Below are 23,293 nucleotides of genomic sequence, written 5' to 3'. Positions count from 1 at the left end.
ACCTCTCCGGGTGTGACCGCGCCCCACTTCCCCGCCCTGCGCACGGGCCGCCTGCCGGCGCTCGCCCGGCGTCTGCCCGTGCGGCAGATCCTGTGTCTGCTGCCGCTCGTGCTCGTGACGGTCGTCGCCGTGCAGAACCGGTCGGTGCTCGTCGAGGGCTTCGCCCGGCTGCGCACGGCCTCGTGGCCCTGGCTGCTGGCGGCGGGCGGCGCCACGTGTCTGACCTGGGTGGCCGCCGCCTTCACCCGGCAGGGCGCCGTCATCCAGCCGCTGCCCCGGTGGCGGCTGCTGGCCACGCAGTTCGCGGCCGGTTCGGCGAACCACCTGCTGCCGACGGGGCTCGGCGCGGGCGCGGTCAACCTGCGGTTCATGACCGTGTGCGGGGTGCCGCTCGCCCGCTCCTCCGCCGCGCTCGCGCTGTATCTGCTCGCCGAGTCGGTCGGCCGGCTGAGCCTGCTGGCCGCGCTGCTGTTCGCCTTCCCCGACGCGCTGCGGATCGGCACCCTGGTCCCCGCCGGGGCCGTCGGCCCGCTGCTGGTGATCGCGGGGGCGGTGCTGGTGGTGGCGGCGGCCGCGCTGGCGCTCGTACGACGGCTGCGCACGGCCGCGCTCGGCTTCGTCCGCACCGCCCTGGGCGAAGCCCGCTCCGTGCACACGCGTCCGGCCCGGGCGCTCGCCCTGTGGGGCGGCTCGCTCGCGTTCCCGGCGCTGCAGGCCACCGGTCTGGTGGCGGTCGGGCAGGCGCTGGGGCTGCCGGTGCCGCCCGCGCACATGGCGCTGGCGTACCTGGCCGCGACGGTGGCGGTGGCGCTGGTGCCCACGCCGGGCGGCATCGGCTCCGTCGAGGCCGCGCTGATCGTGGCGCTGGTCGCGGCGGGCGGCCCGGTGGCGGTGGCCACGGCGGTGGTGCTCGCCTACCGGATCATCACGGTGTGGGTGCCGCTGGTGCCCGGGGCGCTGACGCTGGGGGCGCTGGTGCGGCTCAAGGTCATCTGAGGCAGAGTGGCCCTCCCAGCCCAGACGAGGGAGTTCACCGTGCCGGTCCGTGTGGAGCGCGAGGGGTACGTCACGACGGTCGTCCTGTCCCGGCCCGGGTGCCGCAACGCGGTGGACGGCCCCACGGCTGGCGAACTCGCCGCCGCCTTCAGGGAGTTCGAGGCCGATGACAGCGCCCGGGTGGCGGTGCTGTGGGGCGAGGGCGGCACGTTCTGCGCGGGCGCGGACCTGAAGGCGATCGGTACCGCGCGCGGCAACCGCGTGGCCGGGGACGGCGACGCTCCGATGGGGCCGACCCGGATGCGGCTGTCCAAGCCGGTGATCGCGGCCGTGGCCGGGCACGCGGTCGCGGGCGGCCTGGAACTCGCCCTGTGGTGCGATCTGCGGATCGCCGAGGAGGACGCCGTCTTCGGCGTGTTCTGCCGCCGCTGGGGCGTCCCCCTGATCGACGGCGGGACGGTACGGCTGCCCCGGCTGATCGGCGCGAGCCGGGCCATGGACCTGATCCTGACCGGCCGCCCGGTACCGGCCCGCGAGGCGTACGAGATGGGCCTCGCCAACCGCGTGGTGCCGGCCGGGTCCGCCCGCGCCGAGGCGGAGGCGCTCGCGGCCGAGATCGCCCGGTTCCCGCAGGCGTGTCTGCGCAGCGACCGCGCGTCGGTCCTCGACCAGCAGGGGCTGACCGAGGAGGCGGCACTGCGCACCGAACTCCGCCACGGCATGGGCGTGTTGGCACAGAGCACGCAGGGCGCGGCCCGCTTCGCCTCGGGCGCCGGACGGCACGGCTCGTTCGACGGGATCTGAGCGCGCGGCACCGGTCCGGCCCCGCCGGTGTGTCGGCTCGGCGCGGTACGTCCCGGAAGCGGGCCGGCCCGCCGGTGGCGGAAGGACCGCGAGACACGGGCCGACCCCGGCCGCTCAGCCGCGGCTCACCCGCACCTCGCCGCCTTCGGGATCGACCCGGTCGTGCCAGCGGGCGGTGAGGGTCAGGGGGTGGCGGGGCAACACCGCCCTGGGCCAGGGGCGTTCGCGGTGCAGCAGGCGGCCGTCCTGATGGACGTGCAACACGACGAGCTCGCGCGACGGGGCGTCGTCGCGCAGGACGTAGCGCTCGGGCCGGGCCGCGGGCGTGACGCGGTTCGGGGCGATCCAGCGCAGCGGGGCCTCGACGGTGAGCGGGACGCCGGGACCGGGCCAGGCGCTGCCCGCGAGGAGGTCCAGGACGGCGCGGGCCGCCCGGGCGCCCTCCCGGGCGGCGGTGCCGGCGGGCTCGACGGCGTGCAGGACGTTCCCGGCGGCGAACACCCCGGGCCGTGAGGTGTGCAGGGTGCCGTCGACGGCGGGGCCGCGGGTGCCCGGGTCCAGCGCGAGGGCGCCGCGGCGGGCGAGTTCGTGCTCCGGGACGAAGTCTGCGGTGAACACGACCGTGTCGCAAGCCAGCACGGTCGTACGGCCGTCACGGTGGCGGACGCGGACCCCCGACAGGCGGCCGTGGCCGAGGAGTTCGGTGACCGTGGTGTCCGTCAGCAGCGGGACGCGGTGCCGCAGCCGGGCCGACTGGGCCCGGAACGCGGGGACGTGGGCGCGGGGCAGCTCCGTGACCAGGGCGACGACCTCGGCACCGGCGGCGCGCACGGTGTCGGCGGCCGCGTAGGAGACGCCCTCGGCACCGACGACGACCGCGCGGGTGCCGATGCGCTGCCCGAACAGGTGCACGGACTGCTGGAGTTCGCCGGTGGTGTAGACACCGGCGGGACGGGTGCCGGGCACCAGCCGGGCCGCGCGCGGCCGTTCCCGGGCGCCGGTGGCGAGGACGACGGCCCGCGCCTCGACGGTCTCGGGTCCGCCGGGGCCGACGGCGGTGAGCACCGGGCGGGCGGCGGCGCACTCCGCACCGGCCACGGACGCGGGGGTCCCCCAGTCCAGGACGGTCACCCCGGTCCGGATCACGGCGCCCGCCCGCGCGGCGGCCCGTGTCAGCAGCCGGGCGTACGCGGGGCCGGTCAGCGGGTGTGCGCGCGTGCCGAAGCCGCCGTGGGCGCAGTGCCGGGGCACTCCCCCGGCCGCCTGCTCACGCTCCAGCACCTCGACCCGGCCGGCACCGGATGCGGCCAGGCGGGCGGCGGTCGCCAGACCCGCGGGTCCCGCGCCGACGACGAGGACGTCGACCCGGCGGACCGGCGGACCCGGCGCGCCTGCCTCAGCGGTCATGGCCGTACCCCCGCTCCTCGCCCCGCGCCGTCTCGAACAACTCCCGTACCGCCGCGCCGCAGTAGAACCCCTGGCAGCGGCCCGCGCGGGCCCGGGTGCGGCGGCGCAGGCCCTCCAGGCTGCGCGGTGGGACCGGGCTCGCCAGCGCGTCGCGGATCTCGCCGCGGGAGACGCGCTCGCAGTGGCAGACGAGGGTGCCGTACTCGGGGTCGGCGGCGATGAGCTCGGGCCGCTGGTAGGGGCGCGGGAAGGCCTCGCCGAGGTTGGGCATGGTCAGCGGCGCCAGGTCCCGGACGGGGCCCAGGCCGAGCCCGGTGTCCGCCAGCAGGCCGGTGACGTGCGCGGCGACGGCCAGGGACGCGGTCAGGCCGGTGGAGCGGATGCCGCCGACGGTGACGTACCCCTGCTCGGGGTGGGCGGCGATGCGGTAGTCCTCCCGGCCGGTCGCCGCGCGCAGCCCGGCGTAGACGGCGGTGACCTCCTCGTCCAGCAGGGCGGGCAGGATGCGGCGGCCCTGCTCCCGGAGGCCGGCGAGGCCGTCGGCGGTGGAGCCGGTGGCCCGCTTGTCGTCCAGGTCCTCGGCGGTGGGGCCGAGCAGGACGTTGCCGTGAACGGTGGGCGCGACCAGGACGCCCTTGCCGAGCGCGGTCGGGACGGGCAGCAGGATGTGCCGTACGAGGGGCCGGGCGAGCTTGTCGTGGACCAGGAGCTGGCCGCGGCGCGGGGTGACGGTGAAGTCCTCGTGGCCGAGCAGCCGGTCGAGGGTGTCGGCGTGCAGTCCGGCCGCGTTGACCAGGCGGCGGGCGTGCAGGGTGCCCCGGGAGGTGAGCAGCCGGTGGCCGCCCTGCCAACTGATCTGCTCCACCGTGGTGTTGAGGTGCAGATCGACTCCGGCGCGGACCGCCTGGGTGGCGTACGCGAGGGTCGTCGTCCAGGGGCAGATGATGCTCTCGCCGGGGACGTGCAGGGCGCCGAGGGCGCCGGGGCCGAGGTGGGGCTCGCGGGCGTACACCTCGTCGGCGGGCAGCAGGCGCGCCGCGTCGTAGCCGTTGCGCGCGGCCTTGCCGGCCAGCCGGGGCAGGGCGGCCCGCTGTTCCTCGTCCCAGGCGACGAGCAGGGCGCCGACGCGTTCGACGGGGATGCCGGTCTCGGCGGCGTAGGCCCCCAGCCGCTCGTACCCCTCGCGGACCAGGCGGGCCTCCAGGGTGCCGGGCGTCGCGTCGAAACCGGTGTGCAGGATCGCGGTGTTGGCCTTCGACGTGCCCTGGCCGACGTCGTCCTGGGCCTCCAGCAGGGCGATGCGGAGCTCCGGGTGGCGGCCGAGCTCCCGGGCGATGGCGCAGCCGACGACGCCGGCGCCCACGATCGCCACGTCGTACGGCTTCGCGGGCAGCGGGCCGTGTGCGGTGACGGTGACCGTGCCGGTCATGAGTCGAGCAGGGCCCGGACGGCGGTGCGGAAGCGGGCGCGGCGCTCGGCGGCCCGGTCGGCGCTGATGCGGGGTTCGTACACGGCGGCGGGCCTCCCCTCGGGCAGCGCGTGGCCGACGTCCAGCGTGCGGTCCGCGCCGAGGCGGGCGAGCGTGGCGGCGCCGAGGGCGGTGGCGTCGGGCAGCGCGGACACCTCGACGGGGCGTTGCAGCAGGTCGGCCTGGGTCTGCATGAGGAGCGCGGAGCGGGTCAGGCCGCCGTCGACGCGCAGCAGGTCCAGGCCGGTGCCGAGATCCTCGGCGGCGGCGTCGGCGAGTTCGGCGACCTGGGCGGCGATGCCCTCGCACAGGGCGCGCACGACGTGGCCGGCGGTGGTGTCGAGGCCGAGTCCGGTGAGCGAGCCGCGCAGGTCGCCGCGCCACCAGGGGGCGGCGAGTCCGGCGAGGGCGGGGACGAAGGTGACGCCGCCGCTGTCGGGGACGGCGCCGCCGACGGCGTCGAGGTCGGCGGCGCCGGAGATGACACCGAGGTCGGTGAGCCAGCGGACGGCGGAGGCGGCCGCGAAGACCTGGCCGTCGAGGCAGTAGCTGGTCGTGCCGGCGATCCGCCAGGCGACGCAGGTGACCAGGCCGGAGCCGCCGCGCCGGGCGCGCTCGCCGGTGTGCGCGAGCAGGAACGCGCCGGTGCCGTAGGTGCACTTGGCGGCGCCGGGGCGGGTGACGCGCTGGGCGAGCAGGGCGGCCTGCTGGTCGACGGCCAGACCGGTGAGCGGGATCTCGGGGCCGAAGGCCGTGGTCGTGCCGATGTGCTGGGCGTTGTCGCTCACCTGCGGGAGCCGTTCGTCCGCCAGGCCGTAGATCTCCAGCGCGCGCGGCGACCACCGAGCGCTGTCGAGGTCGAGGAGCTGGGTGCGGCCGGCGGTGGCGGCGTCGGTGGCGCAGGCGCCGGTGAGGCGGTGGACGAGCCAGGCGTCGGAGGTCGTCACGACGCCCTCGCGGGTGAGCCGGCGGCGGATCCAGGCCATCTTGGGGGCGGCGAAGTACGGGTCGAGGGGCAGACCGGTCAGGTGCCTCAACTCATCGGCGTGTCCGGCGAGTTCGGTGCAGATCGAGTCCGCGCGGCGGTCCTGCCAGACCAGGGCCTCGGTGAGCGGGCGGCCGGTGGCCGGGTCCCAGGCGAGGACGGTCTCGCCCTGGTTGGCGAGGCCGAGCGCCACGACCGGCTCGGCGGCCTCGGCGAGCGCCTGGCGCCCGGCGGCGAGCACCGAGTCGTACAGCCCGTCGGGGTCGGCCTCGACCAGGCCGCCGGGCAGGTACCGGGGGCGGACCTCGGCGAATCCGGTGCCGAGGACGCCGCGCTCGGGGCAGACCACGAGGGCCTTGGTGCCGGACGTGCCCTGGTCGACGGCGAGCACCGGCCCGGTCATCGCACCTTCTCCCGTCGCGCGTCGAAGATCACACCGCGTCAGCCTGCCGTCGCGCCGCGTCCGGAGTCAAGCATCGGCGGACCGTCGACATGGCCGGACGGTTGGTTGAGTTGACAACAATGGTGGGCCGGTACCTGTCCCTCTATAGTGACCGCCGACCACCGCCCCGCGCCCAACCCCCGCCCCTTGGAGCGCTGTTGCCACGCCACCCCGCCACCTCGCCCGTGTGCCAGTGGCCGCGGACCGACGGCTGATGGCCGGAGAAGGAGCACGTCCCGCCTACGACCCGGCCGGCCCCGACCGCGCGCTGCGTGCCGCCCTCCAGGACCTGCGCACCGGCCGCTGGATGGCCATGCGTGCCCTGCTCGCGGACACCGCGGACTGGTGGCACTGGACCCAGCGCACCCAGGTCCTCGCGGCGGCCGCGGCCGGCTCCGACGTGGTGCGCGCGTGGCTCGCCGAGGAGCCGGGCAGCGCCCACGCGTTGGTGATGCACGCCCGGGTCGCGGTGGAGCGGGCCCTGCGCGCCCGGCGGGAGCGGCATCTGCGGACCCACGAACTGTGGATCGAGGCCTGGGACGCCGCCCAGTGCGCCACCGGGGCCGCGCCGCACGACCCGGTGCCCTGGGTGTGCCTGGTGGCCCTCGCGCAGCTGGACCCGGAGCAGCGCTGGGAGGAACACCGGCAGCCCGCGCCCGGGCCGATGCTGCCGCCGGGCCCCTGGGGGCTGCTGGCCGAGGCGGGCAAGCGCGATCCGCACAACCGCGAGGCCCACCACCGGATGCTCCAGTTCCTCTACGCGCGCGGCGGCACGGGCATGCTCGCGCAGGCCGCCGGCTACGCCCAGTGGGCCGCCGCGCAGGCCCCGGCCGGCTCCGCGCTGCACGTGCTGCCGCTGTACGTCCGGGTCGAGCGCTACCGGCGCGAGAGCGGCCGCGACGCGGCGCTCGACCTGCACTGGGTCGCGCAGGACGCGGCCCGTGAGGCGCGGCACGCCCTGCGCTCCTGGTTCGAGCACACGCACCGCGGCGAGCGCTCGCTGCTGGACCTCAACCACGTGGCCCACGCGCTGTGGGGCTCGCTCCAGTTCCCGGACGCGGCCCGGGTGTTCGACGCGATCGGCCCGTACTTCACGCCCGCGCCCTGGATGTACCGCGCCCCCGGCCGTGACCGCGCCGTGGAGGTCTTCCTCCGGGCCCGGGACCGCTGCCGGGCGGCCCGCCCCTGAACGCAACACCCCCGTCCGCAACCGCTGTCGACCGGAGGTCCCCCGTATGTCCGCCGCCCCCGATCCATCGCCGTCGCTCTCGTCGGCCCTTCCCCAGCAGGACGAGGAGCGGCGGCTGCGCGAACTCGGCTACCGGCCGGTGCTGGCCCGCCGCATGGGCGGCTTCGGCAACTTCGCGATCAGCTTCTCGGTGATCTCGGTCCTGTCGGGCTGCATGACGCTGTACGGCTTCGGCCTGAACACCGGCGGCCCCGCCGTGATGCTGTGGGGCTGGGCGGGCGTCGGCCTGTTCGTCCTCTGCGTCGGTCTCGCGCTCGCCGAGGTCACCAGCGCCTATCCGACCTCGGGCGCGCTGTACTACATGGCCGACCGGCTCGGCGGCCGGCGCTGGGGCTGGTACACGGGCTGGCTGAATCTGCTCGGTCTGCTCGGTGCCATCGCCGGTATCGACTACGGCGCCGCCCTGTTCACCGGGGCGTTCGCGAACCTCCAGTGGGGCTTCACGCCGACGCCCGGCCGGACCATGCTGATCTTCTGCGCCATCCTGCTGCTGCACGCGGTGCTGAACCTGTTCGGCGTCCGCCTGGTGAGCCTGCTCAACTCCGTCAGCGTCTGGTGGCACCTGGCGGGCGTCGCGGTCATCGTCGGCGCGCTCGCGATCATCCCCGACCACCACCGGTCGGCGTCCTTCGTGTTCACGAAGTTCGTCGACGAGACCGGCTGGCACAACCCGGTCTACGTGGCGGCGATCGGCCTGCTCCTCGCGCAGTACACCTTCTCCGGCTACGACGCCTCCGCGCACCTGTCCGAGGAGACCTCGCAGGCCTCGGTGTCCGCGGCCAAGGGCATCGTGCGGTCCATCTGGGCGTCCTGGCTCGCCGGCTTCGTCCTGCTCGCCGGGCTGACCTTCGCCATCCAGGACTACGACGCGACGCGCACCACCGCCACCGGTGTGCCGCCCGCGCAGATCCTGCTCGACGGCCTCGGCTCCGACGGCGCGAGCGCCCTGCTGCTGGTCGTGATCATCGCCCAGCTCTTCTGCGGCAACGCCGAGGTCGCGGCGGCCAGCCGGATGGTGTTCGCGTTCAGCCGGGACGGCGCGCTGCCGGGCTCGCACCTGTGGCGCAAGGTGAGCGGCCGCACCCAGACGCCGGTCGCCGCCGTGTGGCTCGCGGTGATCGTCGCCTGTGTGCTCGCCCTGCCCTCGCTGTACTCGGCGACCGCGTACAACGCCGTGACCGCCATCAACGTCATCGGCATCACGCCCGCCTACGCCATCCCGGTGCTGCTGCGGCTGCGCGCGGGCGACCGGTTCCGGCCTGGGCCGTGGCAACTGGGCCGCTGGAGCAGGCCGATCGGCTGGATCGCGGTGATCTGGGTGGCCGGTGTGACGGTGCTGTTCTGCCTGCCACAGGCCTCGCCGGTCACCGTCGACACGATGAACTACGCCTCGGTGGCGCTCGTCGCCGTCCTGGTGCTGGCGAGCGTCTGGTGGTACGTCGCCCGCCGTTCGTACGGCACGCCCACCACCGCGGCGTACGGCGACGACCGCGACCAGGCCGAACTCGCGGAGGGCATCATCTGATCCGCCCGCCCGCGGGGCACCGGTCCGGGTACGAACTGGTGTTCCGGATACGGCAGGATGAACGATCGCGCCGGTCACCGCAGTTCGGGGCCGGCGCGCTCGCACATCCCGCACATCGAGCAGGTGATCACGTGACGCGTCCTCCCCACCCCGCAGCCGCCGCGAGACCCGGAGGTGACCGGTGAACCGCGCGCTGACCCTGGACGACCTCGTCCTCGCCGGCATCTCGCTCGCCGCGGGCCTGCTGCTCGCCTTCCTGTCGCGCGCGGTGCTGCGCTGGCTCGCCAAGCACGCCAAGCGGACCAAGTGGAGCGGCGACGACGTCATCGTGGACGCGCTGCGCTCGGTCGTGCCGTGGGCGGCGATCGCAGGCGGCGCGGCGGTCGCGGCGGCCGCACTGCCTCTGACCCGCACGGTCCAGCACCACACCGACCAGGTCCTCCAGGTGTGGCTGATCTTCGTGGTGACCCTGTCCGCGGCCCGGGTGATCGCCGGCCTGGTCCGCACGGTCACCCAGTCCCGCTCGGGCGTGGCGGGCTCGGCGACCATCTTCGTCAACATCACCCGCGTCCTGGTCCTCGCGATCGGCTTCCTGATCGTCCTGCAGACGCTCGGCGTCTCCATCGCGCCCCTGCTCACCGCCCTGGGCGTGGGCGGTCTGGCGGTGGCCCTCGCCCTCCAGGACACGCTCGCCAACCTCTTCGCGGGCATCCACATCCTGGCCGCCAAGACCGTCCAGCCGGGCGACTACATCCGGCTCAGCAGCGGCGAGGAGGGCTATGTGGTGGACATCAACTGGCGCCAGACGACGGTCCGCCAGCTCTCCAACAACCTGGTGGTCATCCCCAACGGCCAGCTCGCCAAGGCCAACATGACCAACTTCACGCGCCCCGAGCAGCGGCTGACGGTGCTGGTGCAGGTCGGGGTGGCGTACGACTCCGACCTGGAGCACGTGGAGCGGGTGACCTCGCAGGTCGTCGCGGCGACCATGCGCGAGGTCCCCGGAGCGGTCCCGGAGCACGAGCCCGCCGTCCGCTTCCACACCTTCGGCGACTCCCGCATCGGCTTCACGGTGATCCTCGGCGTCGGCGAGTTCAGCGACCAGTACCGCATCAAGCACGAGTTCATCAAGCGCCTGCACCGCCGCTACCACGAGGAGGGCATCCGCATCCCGGCCCCGGCCCGCACGGTGGCGCTCCAGCAGGGAGCGGTGGTGATTCCGCAGCAGCGCAGCGGGGAGGACGTGATCCCGGCAGCCACGGAATAGCGCATACGTTCGATGCAACGGAAGCGTCCCGGCCGGCGGCACCGGGAGATCGGAAAACGCCGGCCCGATCGCGGACCCCTGTCGAGCCGACCCCGATCACGAGATATCTTGATGTCGAGCAATGTTGCAGACGTGGAGCGGAGCACCCGGTGACTGACTCGACCATCATCTACACCTACACAGACGAGGCCCCGGCCCTGGCGACGCATTCGTTCCTGCCGGTGATCCAGGCGTACGCCTCGCAGGCCGGTGTGCCGGTCACGACGCGCGACATCTCGCTGGCCGGGCGCATCATCGCCCACTTCCCGGAGTACCTGACCGAGGACCAGCGCATCCCCGACGCGCTGGCCGAGCTGGGCGAGCTGGCCAAGACCCCCGCGGCCAACATCGTCAAGCTGCCGAACATCTCGGCGTCCATCCCGCAGCTGAAGGCCGCCGTCGCCGAGCTCCAGGGCAAGGGCTACGCGCTGCCGGACTACCCGGACGACCCGAAGACCGACGAGGAGCGCGAGATCCGCGCCCGCTACGACAAGGTCAAGGGCTCCGCCGTCAACCCGGTGCTGCGTGAGGGCAACTCCGACCGCCGCGCCCCGGCCTCGGTGAAGAACTACGCCAAGACCCACCCGCACCGCATGGGCGCCTGGACCGCCGAGTCCAAGACGAACGTGGCGACGATGAGCGAGAACGACTTCGCCGCCACCGAGAAGTCCGCGGTCATCGCCGAGGACGGCACGCTCCGCTTCGAGCTGGTCGGCGCGGACGGCACCGCCACCGAGCTGCGCGAGCCCCTGAAGGTCATCGCGGGCGAGGTCGTCGACGCCGCCGTGCTGCGCGTCGCCGCGCTCAAGGAGTTCCTCGCCGCGCAGGTCGCCCGCGCCAAGGCCGAGGGCGTGCTGTTCTCCGTGCACCTGAAGGCCACGATGATGAAGGTCTCCGACCCGATCATCTTCGGCCATGTCGTCCGCGCCTTCTTCCCGAAGACCTTCGCGCAGTACGGCGAGACGCTGGCCGCCGCCGGCCTGTCCCCGAACGACGGCCTCGGCACCATCCTGGGGGGCCTGGCGAACCTGCCCGAGGGCGACGCGATCAAGGCCTCCTTCGAGGCCGAGCTGGCCGACGGCCCGGCCCTCGCCATGGTCGACTCGGACAAGGGCATCACCAACCTGCACGTGCCGTCCGACGTGATCGTGGACGCCTCGATGCCGGCGATGATCCGCACCTCCGGCCACATGTGGGGTCCCGACGGCCAGGAGGCCGACACCCTCGCCGTCCTGCCGGACCACAGCTACTCGGGCGTCTACCAGGCCGTCATCGAGGACTGCCGCGCCCACGGCGCCCTCGACCCGTCGACCATGGGCTCGGTCCCGAACGTCGGCCTGATGGCGCAGAAGGCCGAGGAGTACGGCTCCCACGACAAGACCTTCGAGATCCCGGCCGACGGCACGGTCCGCCTGGTCGACGCGGCCGGCAACGTCGTCCTGGAGCAGGCCGTCGCCAAGGGCGACATCTTCCGCGCCTGCCAGACCAAGGACCTCCCGATCCGCGACTGGGTCAAGCTGGCCGTCACCCGCGCCCGCGCCACCGGCGACCCGGCGGTGTTCTGGCTGGACGAGACCCGCGGCCACGACCGCGTGATCATCGAGAAGGTCAAGGCGTACCTGCCCGAGCACGACACCGAGGGCCTGGACATCAAGATCCTCTCCCCGGTCGAGGCCGCCAAGCTGTCGCTGGAGCGCATCCGCCGCGGCGAGAACACCATCTCGGTGACCGGCAACGTGCTGCGTGACTACCTGACCGACCTCTTCCCGATCCTGGAGCTGGGCACCAGCGCCAAGATGCTGTCGGTCGTCCCGCTGATGGCGGGCGGCGGCCTGTTCGAGACGGGCGCCGGCGGTTCCGCGCCGAAGCACGTCCAGCAGCTGGTCAAGGAGAACTACCTGCGCTGGGACTCCCTGGGCGAGTTCTTCGCCCTGGTGCCGTCCTTCGAGCAGTACGCCGAGGCCACCGGCAACGCCCGTGCCAAGGTCCTCGCCGACACCCTCGACCGCGCCACGGCGACCTTCCTCAACGAGGACAAGTCCCCGACCCGTCGCGTCGGCGGCATCGACAACCGCGGCAGCCACTTCTACCTGTCCCTGTACTGGGCGCAGGAGCTGGCCCGGCAGACCGACGACGCCGACCTGGCCAAGGCCTTCGCGCCGTTCGCCGAGTCCCTCGCGGCCGACGAGCAGAAGATCGTGGACGAGCTGAACGCCGTCCAGGGCAAGCCGGCCGACCTCGGCGGCTACTACCAGGTCGACCAGGCCAAGGCGGACGCGGTCATGCGCCCGTCGGCCACCTGGAACGCGATGCTCGCGTCCCTGAGCTGACCGCCCACGGCGGCCGGCCCGCCGTGCCGCACTCCGCCCCGGCCGGTACCTCCCGGCCGGGGCGGAGCCGTCTCGGTGACCTGCGACCTGGTCACCCGGCCTCCGGAGTCATACGTGCCCTCCTTCGAACTGCTCCCCGGCGCCCCCGACTCGCCCGTCCTGCTGCACGTGCCGCACTCGGCGCGGGCGATCCCGGCGGACGTGCGCCGCGACATCGTCCTGGACGAGGCCGCGCTGGAGCGGGAGCTCGACCACATCACGGACGCCCACACCGCCGAACTCGCCCAGCGTGCCGCCGCGTTGGCCGGACTGACACCGTGGCGGTTCGTGAACCGGCTGTCCCGGCTGGTCGTGGACCCGGAGCGGTTCCCGGACGAGCGCGAGGAGATGGCGGCCGTCGGCATGGGCGCCGTGTACACCCGGACCACGCACCAGGGCGAGCTGCGCCGGCCGGACACCGATCCGGAGCCCCTGCTGGAGCGCTGGTTCCGGCCGTACGCGCGCGCCATGACCGAGGCGGTGGCGGACCGGCTGGCGGCGACCGGGCGGGCCGTGATCATCGACGTGCACTCCTACCCGACCGCACCGCTGCCCTACGAGCTGCACGCCGAGGGCCCGCGTCCCGCGGTGTGCCTGGGCACGGACGCCTTCCACACGCCGCCGCGGCTGGCCGGGGCCGCCCGCGAGGCGTTCGCGGCCTGCGGGGAGACGGGGCTGGACAGCCCGTTCGCCGGGACGTACGTGCCCCTGGAGTTCTACGGCGGGGACAACCGGGTCGGCGCCCTGATGGTGGAGATCCGCCGGGACACCTACATGACGGAGCCGGGAGGGGCGGCGGGGCCGGGACTCAAGCGGTTGGCCGGGGCGCTGGCCGCGCTCGTCGACACCGTCTGACACGCGTCTGGCACCCCGCCTGGAGCACTCCCGCAGGACACCGCCCCGCCCCCGTACCAGGGTGGAGTGCATGACCGAGGAGACCACGCTCACCGGCCAGGCCCCGCCGCCCGTGCGGGACTGGTCCACACCCGACCTGGACGGAACGGACTTCGACCCGTGCCTCGCCGGCCTCATGCGCGAGGGGCCGCTGACCCGGATCCGGCTGCCGTTCGGCGAGGGCTGGGCGTGGCTGGCGACCCGCTACGACGACGTGAAGCTGATCACCAACGACCCGCGCTTCAGCCGCGCCGAGGTGACGCGTCGTCAGGTCACCCGCATGGCACCGAACTTCGCTCCCCGTCCCGGCTCGCTCGCCTGGGCCGACCAGCCCGACCACAACCGGCTGCGCAAGCCGGTGGCCGGCGCCTTCACGGTCAGCGCCATGAAGCGGCTGCGGCCCCGCGCCCAGGAGATCCTGGACGACCTGGTGGACGGGGTCGTACGGGACGGTCCGCCCGCCGAGCTGATCGAGCGGGTGCTGGAGCCGTTCCCCCTCAGCGTCGTCAGCGAGGTGATGGGCGTGCCCGCCGCCGACCGGGGACAGGTGCACGCCTGGACCCGGGAGATCATCTCCACCAACGGGGCCGAGGCGGCCGGCCGGGCCAAGGAGGGCCTGTACGGGTGGATCACCCAGACCATCCGGGCCCGGGCCGCGAGTCCGGGCGAGGACGTCTACTCGATGCTCGGCGCGGCCGTGGCGCGCGGGGACGTCCGGGAGGAGGAGGCCGTCGGGCTCGCCGGACCGCTGCAGATCGGCGGCGAGGCCGTCACGAACAACTGCGGCCAGATGCTGTACCTGATGCTGACCCGGCCGGAACTGATGGAGCGGATGCGGGCGCGTCCCGACGCGCGCGGCCCGGTGCTGGACGAGTTGTTCCGGTGGATCCCGCACCGCAGCTCGGTCGGACTGTCCCGGATCGCGCTTCAGGACGTGGAGATCGCCGGCCACCGGATCGCCGCGGGCGAGCCGGTGTATGTCTCCTACCTCGCGGCCAACCGCGACCCGGCCGTCTTCCCCGACCCTGACCGCATCGACCCCGACCGCGAGCCGAACCCGCACGTGGCGTTCGGCAACGGCCCGCACTTCTGCACCGGAACGCTGCTGGCCCGGCTGCAGACCGAACTGCTGGTCGACACGCTGCTGGAGCGGCTGCCCGGACTGCGGCTCGCCGTGCCGCCGGAGCAGGTGCAGTGGCGGCACCGGACGATGATCCGCGGCCCGCGGACGCTGCCCGTCACCTGGTCCGGCTGACCGCGCGGGCCCGGGTTCAGGCCCGCAGCCACTCGGTGACGATCACCTCGGCGCCGGTCCGCAGCCTGAGGGCGAACGGGCCGGCCGGGGGCGTGTCGCTGGTGAAGCGGCCGAGCGTGTCGACCATGACCGGGCGGGCGGTCTGCGGGCCGCCGAGCACCTCGATGCGCGCCGACCCCGCCGGCATCACCTGCCCGATCAGCCCGCCCTCGGTGACCTCGACGTCCACGGTCACCTCGCCGGACCGGAACGTCAGCATCCGCGGCGGATCCGTGACGCCCCTGATGGGCAGCGCGTCCACCAGCGAGTCGAAGGTCAGCTCGGCGATCTGCGCGTCCAGGTCGTGCAACGCGTAGGCGTCCAGCGCCAGTTGGCGCAGAATGTCCGGGACAGGGTCCAGGACGGCGGCCGCCTGCCGCAGCTCCTCCTCCAGCAGCGCCATCGCGAACCCGCCGTCGCCCGCGTCCTCGTCGGACGGCACGCCCTCGTCGTCCGCGCCCGCCGGGGCGAAACCGTCCGCTTCGTCCGCGCCCTCCGGGGGCACGCCGTTGCCGTCATTGCCGCTCATGCCGCACCTCGTGCGTCCATTCGCGCCCGCAGCCGGCGCAGACAGCGCTGGCGCAGAGGCCCGATACTGCCGACCGCGATACCGAGCGCGGCCGAGATCTCCACATAGCTGGGCGGCGGGGACGAGACCAGCACGCGCAGCAGCTGCCGGCAGCGCTCGCCCATCCCCTCCAGCTCCTGCCACAGGCGGCGCACCCGCTCGGCACGGTCCGCCGCCTCCTCCGAGTCGATCAGCGACTCCTCCGGTGTCCGGTCGTCGCTGGCCCGGTCCAGCACCTGCGGATCGTCCGTCAGGGTCAGCCGCGTCAGGCTCTTGAGCACCTTCAGGCACTCGTGCCGGGCCGTGCTGGCCAGCCAGGAACCGGCCTTGTCCGGCTCGCGGATCCGCCCCAGGTTCTGGGCGAAGCGGAACCAGACGGTCTGGTAGACCTCATGGGCGTCCGCGTCGGAGAGCCGGTGTGCGCGCACCACCGACCACACCAGCGGACTCATCCCCTCCACCAGCGCCTTCCAGGCCGCGGCGTCCCCGTCGACGGCGGACTGGACCAACCCCCCGACCTCTGTACGGTCCACGGCTCCACCCCTCGTGTACGGCACGTCATCGTACGCCGTGGAGTGGAGCGTTCCGGACCTCATACCGGTACCGCCGGGTCGACGACGGCGGCCGGACGCCAGGTGGGCGGCCTGAGCACCGGGACGCGCGCCCCGCGCACCTCCGCGCTGCCGGTGGCCGCCGCGAGCAGCGCGTCACGGGCGGCGCGCGGGTCGCGCTCCCCGTACGCCGTCATGTGCGCGGCGACGAGGCCCGCGACGACCGGGGTGGCGAACGACGTGCCGCTCCACTGCGCGAGACCGTCGAACATCACCTGGTGCGGCTTGGCGCCGGTGCTCTCCCGGCTCTCGCTCAACGCGCCGGTGTGGCGCGGGAACTGGCAGGTGCAGGCGTAGTCGTAGTCGAACCGGCAGGCCTCGTAGGTGGAGTGCTGGTAGACGTACGGCACGGGCGTGTCGAAGCCGGTGAGAGCGCTGGTGAGGCGCTCGCCCGGGGCGAAGACCTGCACCCAGGGCCCGTGGTTGCTGAAGCAGGCCTCGCACTCCCCGTCCGCGCTCAGCGCGCCGACCGACAGGACGCTGTCCCGGTACGCGGGCAGGCCGGCGTAGGCGGCGGGCCAGAACGGCGCGTGGCTGGAGTTGTTCCCGGCGGCGGCCACCAGCAGGGTGCGCTGCTCGCGCAGTTCCGCCATGAAGGCGTCGAGGCCGATGAGGCCGTCGGTGACGCCCTCGGTGGTGGTGCCGGCGGAGAGGCTGATGATGTCGGGCCAGCCTCCGCCGTCGACCGCGTCGAAGAGCCGGGCGCCGAACTCCGACTCCAGGATGGCGCCCGCGTCGCTCAGCGTGTTGCGGACGGTCACCTCGGTGTGGGGCGCGACGGCCGCGAGGATCCCGGCGATGAACGTGCCGTGGCCGACGTACTGGCGCAGCACCCCGTCGGCGTCGGTCTCGGCCGGCTGGTCGTCGCCCGTGGTGTGGGCGAGCGGCGGGTAGGCCGCGTGGTCGTGCACGAGGCCGGTGTCGATCACGAGGACGCCCACGCGGCCCTCGTCGCTCCGCGCGCCGTGCCGGTCCTCGGCGACGGCCGGGTTGGCCTGCCGGGCGCGTGCGACGGGCACCGGCTCGTCGCCGGGGCAGGCGTTGACCGCGATGTGCACCACGTGGTTGCGGCTCACCAGCCGCCGGCCGTGGCGGCCCTCGGCCTCGCGCAGGGCGCGCAGGGCGTGCGGCACGGCGTCGTCGCCCTCGGCAGGGTCGCCGATCCGGATACGGGTGACGCCGGTGCGGTTGGTCTGCGGGCCGTCCCGGCGCACGTGGTCGGGGACGAGCCCCGCGGTCACCGTGAAGTGGGCGCGCACGGTGTCCTCGACGAGCCGGGCCTCCTCGCCGTCCCTGGCGAGGACGACTCCCCGCTCGTACAGGAAGTGCCCGGAGTCGTCCGGACCCATCGCCAGGGCGGTGCCGGGCATGGACCGCTGGATGTGGTCGAACTGCTCGTGGAAGCGCTGTGGTGCCATGGTGTCTCCTCCCCCGACAAGACGGTGCTCGACAGTGAGAGTCCCGAGCACACCGTCTGATACAGCTGGCCACTACCATGCGAGACGTGACGCCGGGAAGCGAGTCAGTTTCCGAATTGCTGCCCCTGGTCTTCGCCGACCCGGGCGAGGCCCGGGCGCGCGCGGAACAGGTGCTGCGAGCCGGACCGCCGCCGCTGCACGCCAGCGTCGCCCACCAGGTTCTCGGTATCTGGCAGCGGGACTTCGGCGACCTGCGGATCGCGCTCGGGCATCTGCGCCGCGCCCGGGACCTCGCCGCCCGCGCTGACTCGGCCGACCGGGAGGCCGACGTGCTCGCGACCCTCGGGGTCGCACTGGTGCACGCGGGGCGCACACGGCAGGGGCTCACCTCCTTCGAGCGCGGGGTCGCCCGGGGCAGCGGACACACCCGGGCCCGGGTGCTGTACCGGCGGGCGTACGTGTGGTGGGTGCTGGGGCATCACCGCGAGGCGCTGGAGGACGTACGGCGGGCGCTGCCGGTGCTGCGGCAGGTCGGCGACGACATCTGGACCGCGCGGGCGCTGACCCTGCGGGCCACCGTGCACCTGGCGCTCGGCGCGGTGGACCGGGCCGTCGCGGACTTCACGGCGGCCGAGCGGCTGTGGGACACCACCGGCCAGGAGCACGACAAGGCCGACGCGGTGGAGAGCCGCGGCCTCGCCGCCTTCCGGTCCGGGGACATCCCGGCCTCGCTGCGGCTGCTGGACGAGGCCGAGGAGCGCTACGCCAAGCTCGGCACGCCGACGTACATGCTGTCCATCCGGCGCTGCGAGGTGCTGATGGCGGCCGGCCTCGCCCCGGAGGCGCTGGCCGAGGCGGACGCGACGATCGCGCTGCTGGACCGGATCGGCGGGCAGTCCACCCGCAAGGCCGAGCTGCTGCTGGCGGCGGCGCGCGCGGCCCGCTCGGCCGGGGACCCGCACACCGCCGTGGCCCGCGCCGCCGTCGCCGTACGGCTGTTCGCGGCCCAGCGGCGGATGTGGTGGGAGACGCATGCCCGGCTGGTGCTGATCGAGGCCCGGGTGGCGGCCGGGCGCAGCTCGGGGCGCCTGGTCGCGGACGCGGCCGCGGTCGCCGAGAAGCTCGCCTCCTTCGGTTCGCCCGCCGCGCCCGAGGCCTCGCTGCTCGCGGGCCGGATCGCGCTCGCGCTGGGCTGGACGGCGGACGCCGAACGGCACCTGGCGGTGGCCGCGCGCAGCCGGCACGGCGGGCCGCCGCCGGCCCGGGTGACGGGCTGGGCCGCCCAGGCGCTGCGGGCCCGGGCCGCCGGGTCCCGGCGCGGGGTGCTGGAGGCCTGCCGGCGCGGCCTGGACGTGCTGGACGACCACCGGATGACGCTCGGCGCCTCCGAGCTGCGTGCCCGCACGACCGCGCAGGGCGCCGAACTGGCGGCGCTCGCCCAGGAGGTGAGCCTCGCACAGGGCGGCCCGCGGCGGCTGCTGGAGTGGAGCGAGCGCTGGCGGGCCACGGTCCTGTCCACGCCGCCGGCCCGGCCGCCGGCCGACCCGGCCCTGCTCAGCGGCCTGACCGCCTACCGGGAGATAGCGGCCCGCGCGGAGGAGGCCCGCATGGAGGGCCGCCCGGTGCCCGCGCTGGAGCGGGAACAGCGGCGTCTGGAGCGGGAGATCCGCTCACGTACCCACCACATCCGCGGCGCCGCGTCCGACGAGGGGGACCGCTTCGACACGGTCCGGCTGCTGGCACGGCTCGGCGACGCCCGCCTGGTCGAACTCGCCGTCGTGGACGGCCGGGTGCACATCCTGCTGTGCGGGCAGGGCCGGGTACGGCGGTTCGCCGGCGGGGCGCTGACGGAGGCGCTGGCGGAGGCCGAGTACGTCCAGGCGGGGCTGCGCCGGCTCGCCCACCCCGGCGCCGAGGCGCGGCTGCCGATGGTGGAGGCGGGCGGGCGGCGGCTCCAGGAGCTGCTGCTGGGCGGCGCGGCCGAGCACCTCGGCGGCGCTCCCGTGGTGATCGTGCCGCCGGGCGCGCTGCACCGGGTGCCGTGGGCGCTGCTGCCCGCGCTGCGCGAGCGGGTGCTCAGCGTGTCGCCGTCGGCGAGCAGTTGGCTGCGCGCCCGCGAGACCGAGCCGCCGCCGGGCGGCCGGCACGTCCTGGTGCGCGGCCCCGGCCTCGCCACCGGCGGCGCGGAAGTGCCGGAAGTGGCCGACCGGTACGGCACGGCGACGGTGCTGGAGGGCGCCGGTGCCCAGGTCCCCCGGGTCCTGGAGCACCTCGACGGCGCGGCGCTCGCGCACCTCGCGGCGCACGGCACGTTCCGCGCGGACAGCCCGCTGTTCAGCAGCCTGCGGATGGCCGACGGCCCGCTGATCGTGCACGACTTCGAGCGCCTCGCCCGCAGCCCGTACCGGATCATCCTCTCCAGCTGCGACACCGCCCGCCTCGCCTCGGTCGGCGCCGACGAACTCCTCGGCCTGGTCACCGCGTTGCTCCCGCTGGGCACGGCCGGTGTGGTGGCGAGCAGCGCCCCGGTCAACGACGCGGCGGTGGTCCCGCTGATGCTCGCCCTGCACAAGGGCCTCGACACCGGCCTCTCCCTGGCCGAGGCCCTGCGCGACGCCCGCACGACCCTGCCGAACGACCCCCTCCACCAGGCGACGGGCTGGGCGTTCGCGGCCTTCGGGGCGGCGTGAGGACCGCTGGGGCCTGTCGGCCCCAAGGGGTGTCTTTTGGATCAGGCCGGCCGAGACGAACGGTGCGGATCGGCCGACCCGAGCGGGATCGTGGGGCCCCTCCCGCGCGAGCGAAGCCGAGCGTGGGGGAGTCGGCGAGTGACGACAACCCGGCTGGGGGTGCCCCCTCTGGGGGAGGGCGTGCCAGACCCCGCGACGCCGGGATGATCCAAACGATACCCCCTAGGCCGAGACGCACTCCGGCAGTTCGACCAGCCACGGCAGTGCGCCGCGGTCGCCCGTGCCGAGGCGGGTGTACGCGCTGTACAGGTGGTTGCCCACCGTCCGCACGGACAGCGTCAGCCGCTCGGCGATCTCGCGGTTGCTCAGCCCGGCCGCGGCGAGGGTGACGATCTGCCGTTGCCGGGCGGTCAGTTCGCCGAGCACGAGTCCGTCCAGCGCGGGCGTCCGCGCCCCCTGGCAGTGGCGTGCGAGCGCGACGGCCCGGGTGCGGGAGAGCCGTGCCGCCCGCGGATCCCGGTGCGCCCGTACGGCCTGCGCGTACGCCTCGGCCGCGAACAGCAGGAACCCGCGCTCCTCCAACGCCTCGGCGGCCCGGTCCAGTCCGCCTCCGTCACCGCGCCGCAGCGCGTCGGCGTGACGCGCGAACACACTCCCTTCGGGCAGCCGCCCCACCGCCCGCCCGGGCTTCCCCGAGCGCACCGCCGCATACACGGCGAACACACCGTCCGAGTCATGGGCCGCCAATTCACTGTCGGTCAGCCGGAGTTCCGCCTCGCAGGCGGCATCACCCGGCGTCTCCCGCACCCCCTCGCGCGCCCAGGCGGCAGCGTCCCGTACCTCGCCCCGCAGCCGCGCGAACCGCGCCCGTACGGCGGCGTATCCGGCCGGGACCGGCATGCCCTCCGCGACCAGCCACTCCCCCACCGGGGTGGGCACCGGCCGGACGTCCAGCCGCTCGATCCCCCGTGCCAGGGCGCGCCGTTCGGCCTCCAGTGCGGGGCCGAGGTCGCGCGGCGCACGCGTCAGCCGGCGGGCGCGCAGCCGGCCGGTCACGGCCCGCAGGGCCGGGCCGTGCAGGGGGTGGGCGAGGGTGACGGCCGCCGCCCGGTCGTCGACCTGGATCAGGCCGTCCTCCTCCAGTCGCTCCAGGGCGTCGAGGTCGAGGCCGTCCAGCGGCAGGGCGAGCGGCTCGGCGAACGCGAGGCGTTCCAGCGTCTCCCGTTCGCCGGGGCCGGAGCGCTCCAGCAGCGGGACGAGCCGTTCGCGCACGGCCGGGGTGACCGGCAGCGGGCCGCGCCCGCGCTGCTCGCCGGTGCCGGGAAGGGACGTCAGCAGGCCGGCGCCGGCCGGCGCGGCGACCAGGTCCCGCAGCAGCCGCAGATCGCCCCGGCACACTCCGTGCAGGCGGCGCACGGTGAGCGGTTCCAGCCCGCTGGGGGCGAGGAGCTGCACGACGTCCTCGTACGGCAGCGGCGCAAGGGCCAGCCGGGGCAGCAGTTCGCCGGTCCACAGCCGGGAGACCGCGCCGGGCGTGGGCACCCCGTCCACCGCGGCCACGACGAGCCGGGTACGCCCGTGCACGGCGAGCTGGTGGACCAGGGCGGCCGAGGCCTCGTCCAGCAGATGGGCGTCGTCCAGGACGAGGAGCCGTACCCCGGACAGGATCTGGACCGCGCGCTGCGGCGAGACGGCGTCGGGCAGCAGGTGCGCGAAGGCGGCGAAGGGCAGCTCCCGGGCCTCGGGCGTGCCGGTGACCAGGGCGTGGTCGGAGCCCCGGACCGCCTCCGTGATCAGCCGGGTCTTTCCGTGACCGGCCGGGCCGGTCACCACGATGCCCCGGCGGCCGGCCGCCCATGCGCCGCGCACCCGCTCCAGCTCGTCGTCCCGGCCGGTGAACGGCCAGGGCGGCCGAGGGGTCGTCGCGTCCTGTTCGTAAGTCGTCACATCATCAGGAGCGCGCGTACTCAGCTTTGATACAGGGTGACTTGAGTAGACCCCGACTCAGGCGCCCGGCCGCGGCCGACGGGCAGTCTGGGCACATGACCCGACGCCTGTGCTCGCTACCACGGCAGCCGGTCCCGGACTTCGCACCGGGGCTGACAGCCGAGCGGCTGGGCGCGCTGCTCGCCGGGCGGCGGATGTGGGTCAACGGCACGGTCCTGCACTACTGCTTCTACGAGCACGGCTCCGACGCCTCCGTGATCCCGGTTCCCGGGACCGGGGAGCTGCGCCGGGTGCCGTGGGCCGGTGGGGAAGCACAACGGGACGCGGTTCGCGACTGTCTGCGCGAGTGGCAGGGGCTCGGCATCGGTGTCATGTTCACCGAGGTCGGCGACCGGCACGAGGCGGAGCTGCGGATCGGGTTCCAGCATGGCGGTGGTTCCTGGTCCGCGGTGGGCCGGGAAGCGCTGTCGGTCGGCCGGGGCGAGCGCACCATGAACCTGGGATGGGATGTGACGGGGCCCCAGGAGCGCGGCACGATCCTGCATGTGATCGGGCACGCGCTCGGCATGGTGCACGAGCACCAGAGCCCGTACGCCGGGCTCCACTGGGACGACGAGGCCGTGTACGCCGAACTGGCGGGCCCGCCGAACTTCTGGAGCCGGGAGACGACGGACACCAACGTCCTGCGCGCGCTCGACGCGGGCGAGGCGAGCGGATCCGTGTGGGATCCGCAGTCGGTGATGGCGTTTCCGTTCGGGCCTGGGCTGGTGCTGGAGCCGGAGCAGTACCGCGGGGGACTGCACCCCTCCGGTGCTCCGTCCCCGGCCGACAAGGAGTTCGTGCTCCGCTGGTATCCGCCGGCCGGCCCGGCCGCTCCGACCGCGCTGGTGCCGTTCCGTTCGGCGCCGCTCGGGCTCGGACCGGGCGAGCAGGCCGACTTCACCGTCGAGCCGCCGGAGACCCGCGAGTACACCGTGGGCACCTTCGGCGACGCCGACACCGTGCTCGTGGTCTTCGAGGAGCGGGAGGGGGAGCCGCGTTTCCTCGCGGGGCACGACGACGGCGGCAGTCCGGACAACGCCGCCGTCCGCGTCCGGCTCGTGAAGGGCCGCCGCTATGCCGTCCGGGTCCGGTCGTACTCGACCTGGGGTTCGGGAGAGACAGCGGTCATGTGCTGGTGACGGCACGGGGACGACGACAGCCACAGTCCGGCGCCGGGGGAGCGGCCGCGGGCCGGCCCCCCCCGGGGGGGGGGGGGCCCCCCCCCCCCCCAGAAAAAACCCCCCCCCCGGGTTAAAAACCCGGGGGGAAAATAGGGGC

General features: G+C 74.7%; 17 protein-coding genes. 10 read left to right on the top strand and 7 right to left on the bottom strand.

Annotated features, from left to right (window positions below; genetic code table 11):
• Positions 1-78 precede the first annotated feature (78 nt).
• The gene (locus ACFC8N_RS30955) at positions 79-996 is read left to right on the top strand and encodes a YbhN family protein (RefSeq protein ID WP_376291632.1); all 918 of its coding nucleotides are present in this window, start codon (positions 79-81) and stop codon (positions 994-996) included.
• Positions 997-1,035: 39 nt separating this feature from the next.
• On the top strand, positions 1,036-1,800 hold the full coding sequence (locus tag ACFC8N_RS30950) for a crotonase/enoyl-CoA hydratase family protein (RefSeq protein WP_376291525.1): 765 nt from the start codon (positions 1,036-1,038) through the stop codon (positions 1,798-1,800).
• A gap of 114 nt (positions 1,801-1,914) precedes the next feature.
• Here the strand turns inward: ACFC8N_RS30950 and ACFC8N_RS30945 are convergent, their stop codons facing one another.
• Genes ACFC8N_RS30945 through ACFC8N_RS30935 form a run of 3 tightly spaced genes read right to left on the bottom strand, consistent with a single transcriptional unit; the run spans position 1,915 to position 6,063 of the window.
• The gene (locus ACFC8N_RS30945; protein ID WP_376291522.1) at positions 1,915-3,207 is read right to left on the bottom strand and encodes an NAD(P)/FAD-dependent oxidoreductase; all 1,293 of its coding nucleotides are present in this window, start codon (positions 3,205-3,207) and stop codon (positions 1,915-1,917) included.
• Positions 3,197-4,636, bottom strand: a complete 1,440-nt coding sequence (locus tag ACFC8N_RS30940; RefSeq protein WP_376291520.1) for an FAD-dependent oxidoreductase — start codon at positions 4,634-4,636, stop codon at positions 3,197-3,199. The genes ACFC8N_RS30945 and ACFC8N_RS30940 overlap by 11 nt, the downstream gene beginning before the upstream one ends.
• Complete coding sequence (locus tag ACFC8N_RS30935) at positions 4,633-6,063, bottom strand: FGGY family carbohydrate kinase (protein WP_376291518.1); 1,431 nt, start codon at positions 6,061-6,063, stop codon at positions 4,633-4,635. The genes ACFC8N_RS30940 and ACFC8N_RS30935 overlap by 4 nt, the downstream gene beginning before the upstream one ends.
• Before the next feature lie 253 nt (positions 6,064-6,316).
• On the opposite strand from ACFC8N_RS30935, the gene ACFC8N_RS30930 reads away from it, so the two are divergent.
• The 6 genes from ACFC8N_RS30930 to ACFC8N_RS30905 all read left to right on the top strand — a co-directional run bounded on the left by ACFC8N_RS30930 (position 6,317) and on the right by ACFC8N_RS30905 (position 14,700).
• Positions 6,317-7,291 carry a hypothetical protein gene (locus tag ACFC8N_RS30930; protein WP_356038424.1) on the top strand — a complete coding sequence of 325 codons (975 nt, stop codon included), beginning with the start codon at positions 6,317-6,319 and terminating at the stop codon, positions 7,289-7,291.
• A gap of 46 nt (positions 7,292-7,337) precedes the next feature.
• Positions 7,338-8,876: an amino acid permease gene (locus ACFC8N_RS30925; protein ID WP_376291515.1), complete on the top strand. Its 1,539-nt coding sequence runs from the start codon at positions 7,338-7,340 to the stop codon at positions 8,874-8,876.
• Positions 8,877-9,057: 181 nt separating this feature from the next.
• The gene (locus ACFC8N_RS30920; RefSeq protein WP_376291512.1) at positions 9,058-10,143 is read left to right on the top strand and encodes a mechanosensitive ion channel family protein; all 1,086 of its coding nucleotides are present in this window, start codon (positions 9,058-9,060) and stop codon (positions 10,141-10,143) included.
• Between the two features lie 149 nt (positions 10,144-10,292).
• Positions 10,293-12,512, top strand: a complete 2,220-nt coding sequence (locus ACFC8N_RS30915) for an NADP-dependent isocitrate dehydrogenase (protein WP_376291509.1) — start codon at positions 10,293-10,295, stop codon at positions 12,510-12,512.
• A gap of 114 nt (positions 12,513-12,626) precedes the next feature.
• The gene (locus ACFC8N_RS30910; protein ID WP_376291508.1) at positions 12,627-13,406 is read left to right on the top strand and encodes an N-formylglutamate amidohydrolase; all 780 of its coding nucleotides are present in this window, start codon (positions 12,627-12,629) and stop codon (positions 13,404-13,406) included.
• Between the two features lie 70 nt (positions 13,407-13,476).
• On the top strand, positions 13,477-14,700 hold the full coding sequence (locus tag ACFC8N_RS30905) for a cytochrome P450 (RefSeq protein ID WP_376291505.1): 1,224 nt from the start codon (positions 13,477-13,479) through the stop codon (positions 14,698-14,700).
• Positions 14,701-14,716: 16 nt separating this feature from the next.
• On the opposite strand, the gene ACFC8N_RS30900 is transcribed toward ACFC8N_RS30905, so the two are convergent.
• The 3 genes from ACFC8N_RS30900 to ACFC8N_RS30890 are packed head-to-tail and all read right to left on the bottom strand — an operon-like array spanning position 14,717 to position 17,336.
• Positions 14,717-15,268 (bottom strand): hypothetical protein, encoded by a 552-nt coding sequence (locus tag ACFC8N_RS30900; protein WP_376291504.1) that lies wholly within the window; start codon positions 15,266-15,268, stop codon positions 14,717-14,719.
• Positions 15,265-15,903 carry a sigma-70 family RNA polymerase sigma factor gene (locus tag ACFC8N_RS30895; RefSeq protein ID WP_356038440.1) on the bottom strand — a complete coding sequence of 213 codons (639 nt, stop codon included), beginning with the start codon at positions 15,901-15,903 and terminating at the stop codon, positions 15,265-15,267. The genes ACFC8N_RS30900 and ACFC8N_RS30895 overlap by 4 nt, the downstream gene beginning before the upstream one ends.
• Positions 15,900-17,336: a S8 family serine peptidase gene (locus ACFC8N_RS30890; protein ID WP_376291502.1), complete on the bottom strand. Its 1,437-nt coding sequence runs from the start codon at positions 17,334-17,336 to the stop codon at positions 15,900-15,902. The genes ACFC8N_RS30895 and ACFC8N_RS30890 overlap by 4 nt, the downstream gene beginning before the upstream one ends.
• 86 nt (positions 17,337-17,422) lie before the next feature.
• Here ACFC8N_RS30890 and ACFC8N_RS30885 point away from each other — a divergent pair, with 86 nt between their 5' ends.
• Entirely contained in the window at positions 17,423-20,026 is a 2,604-nt protein-coding gene (locus ACFC8N_RS30885; RefSeq protein ID WP_362822605.1) for a CHAT domain-containing protein, read from the top strand.
• Positions 20,027-20,248: 222 nt separating this feature from the next.
• Here ACFC8N_RS30885 and ACFC8N_RS30880 read toward each other — a convergent pair whose 3' ends face one another.
• The gene (locus ACFC8N_RS30880) at positions 20,249-21,973 is read right to left on the bottom strand and encodes a LuxR C-terminal-related transcriptional regulator (RefSeq protein WP_376291500.1); all 1,725 of its coding nucleotides are present in this window, start codon (positions 21,971-21,973) and stop codon (positions 20,249-20,251) included.
• Between the two features lie 95 nt (positions 21,974-22,068).
• Between ACFC8N_RS30880 and ACFC8N_RS30875 the strand changes: the two genes are divergently transcribed.
• A complete protein-coding gene (locus ACFC8N_RS30875; protein ID WP_362822603.1) occupies positions 22,069-23,154 on the top strand; it encodes a M12 family metallopeptidase in 1,086 nt (361 codons plus the stop codon).
• Positions 23,155-23,293 lie beyond the last annotated feature (139 nt).

Source organism: Streptomyces sp. NPDC055966, from assembly GCF_042269865.1.
GTDB lineage: Bacteria > Actinomycetota > Actinomycetes > Streptomycetales > Streptomycetaceae > Streptomyces.
The sequence above is the reverse complement of the archived record's forward strand: the minus strand, read 5'-3'. Positions and strand labels throughout refer to the sequence as shown.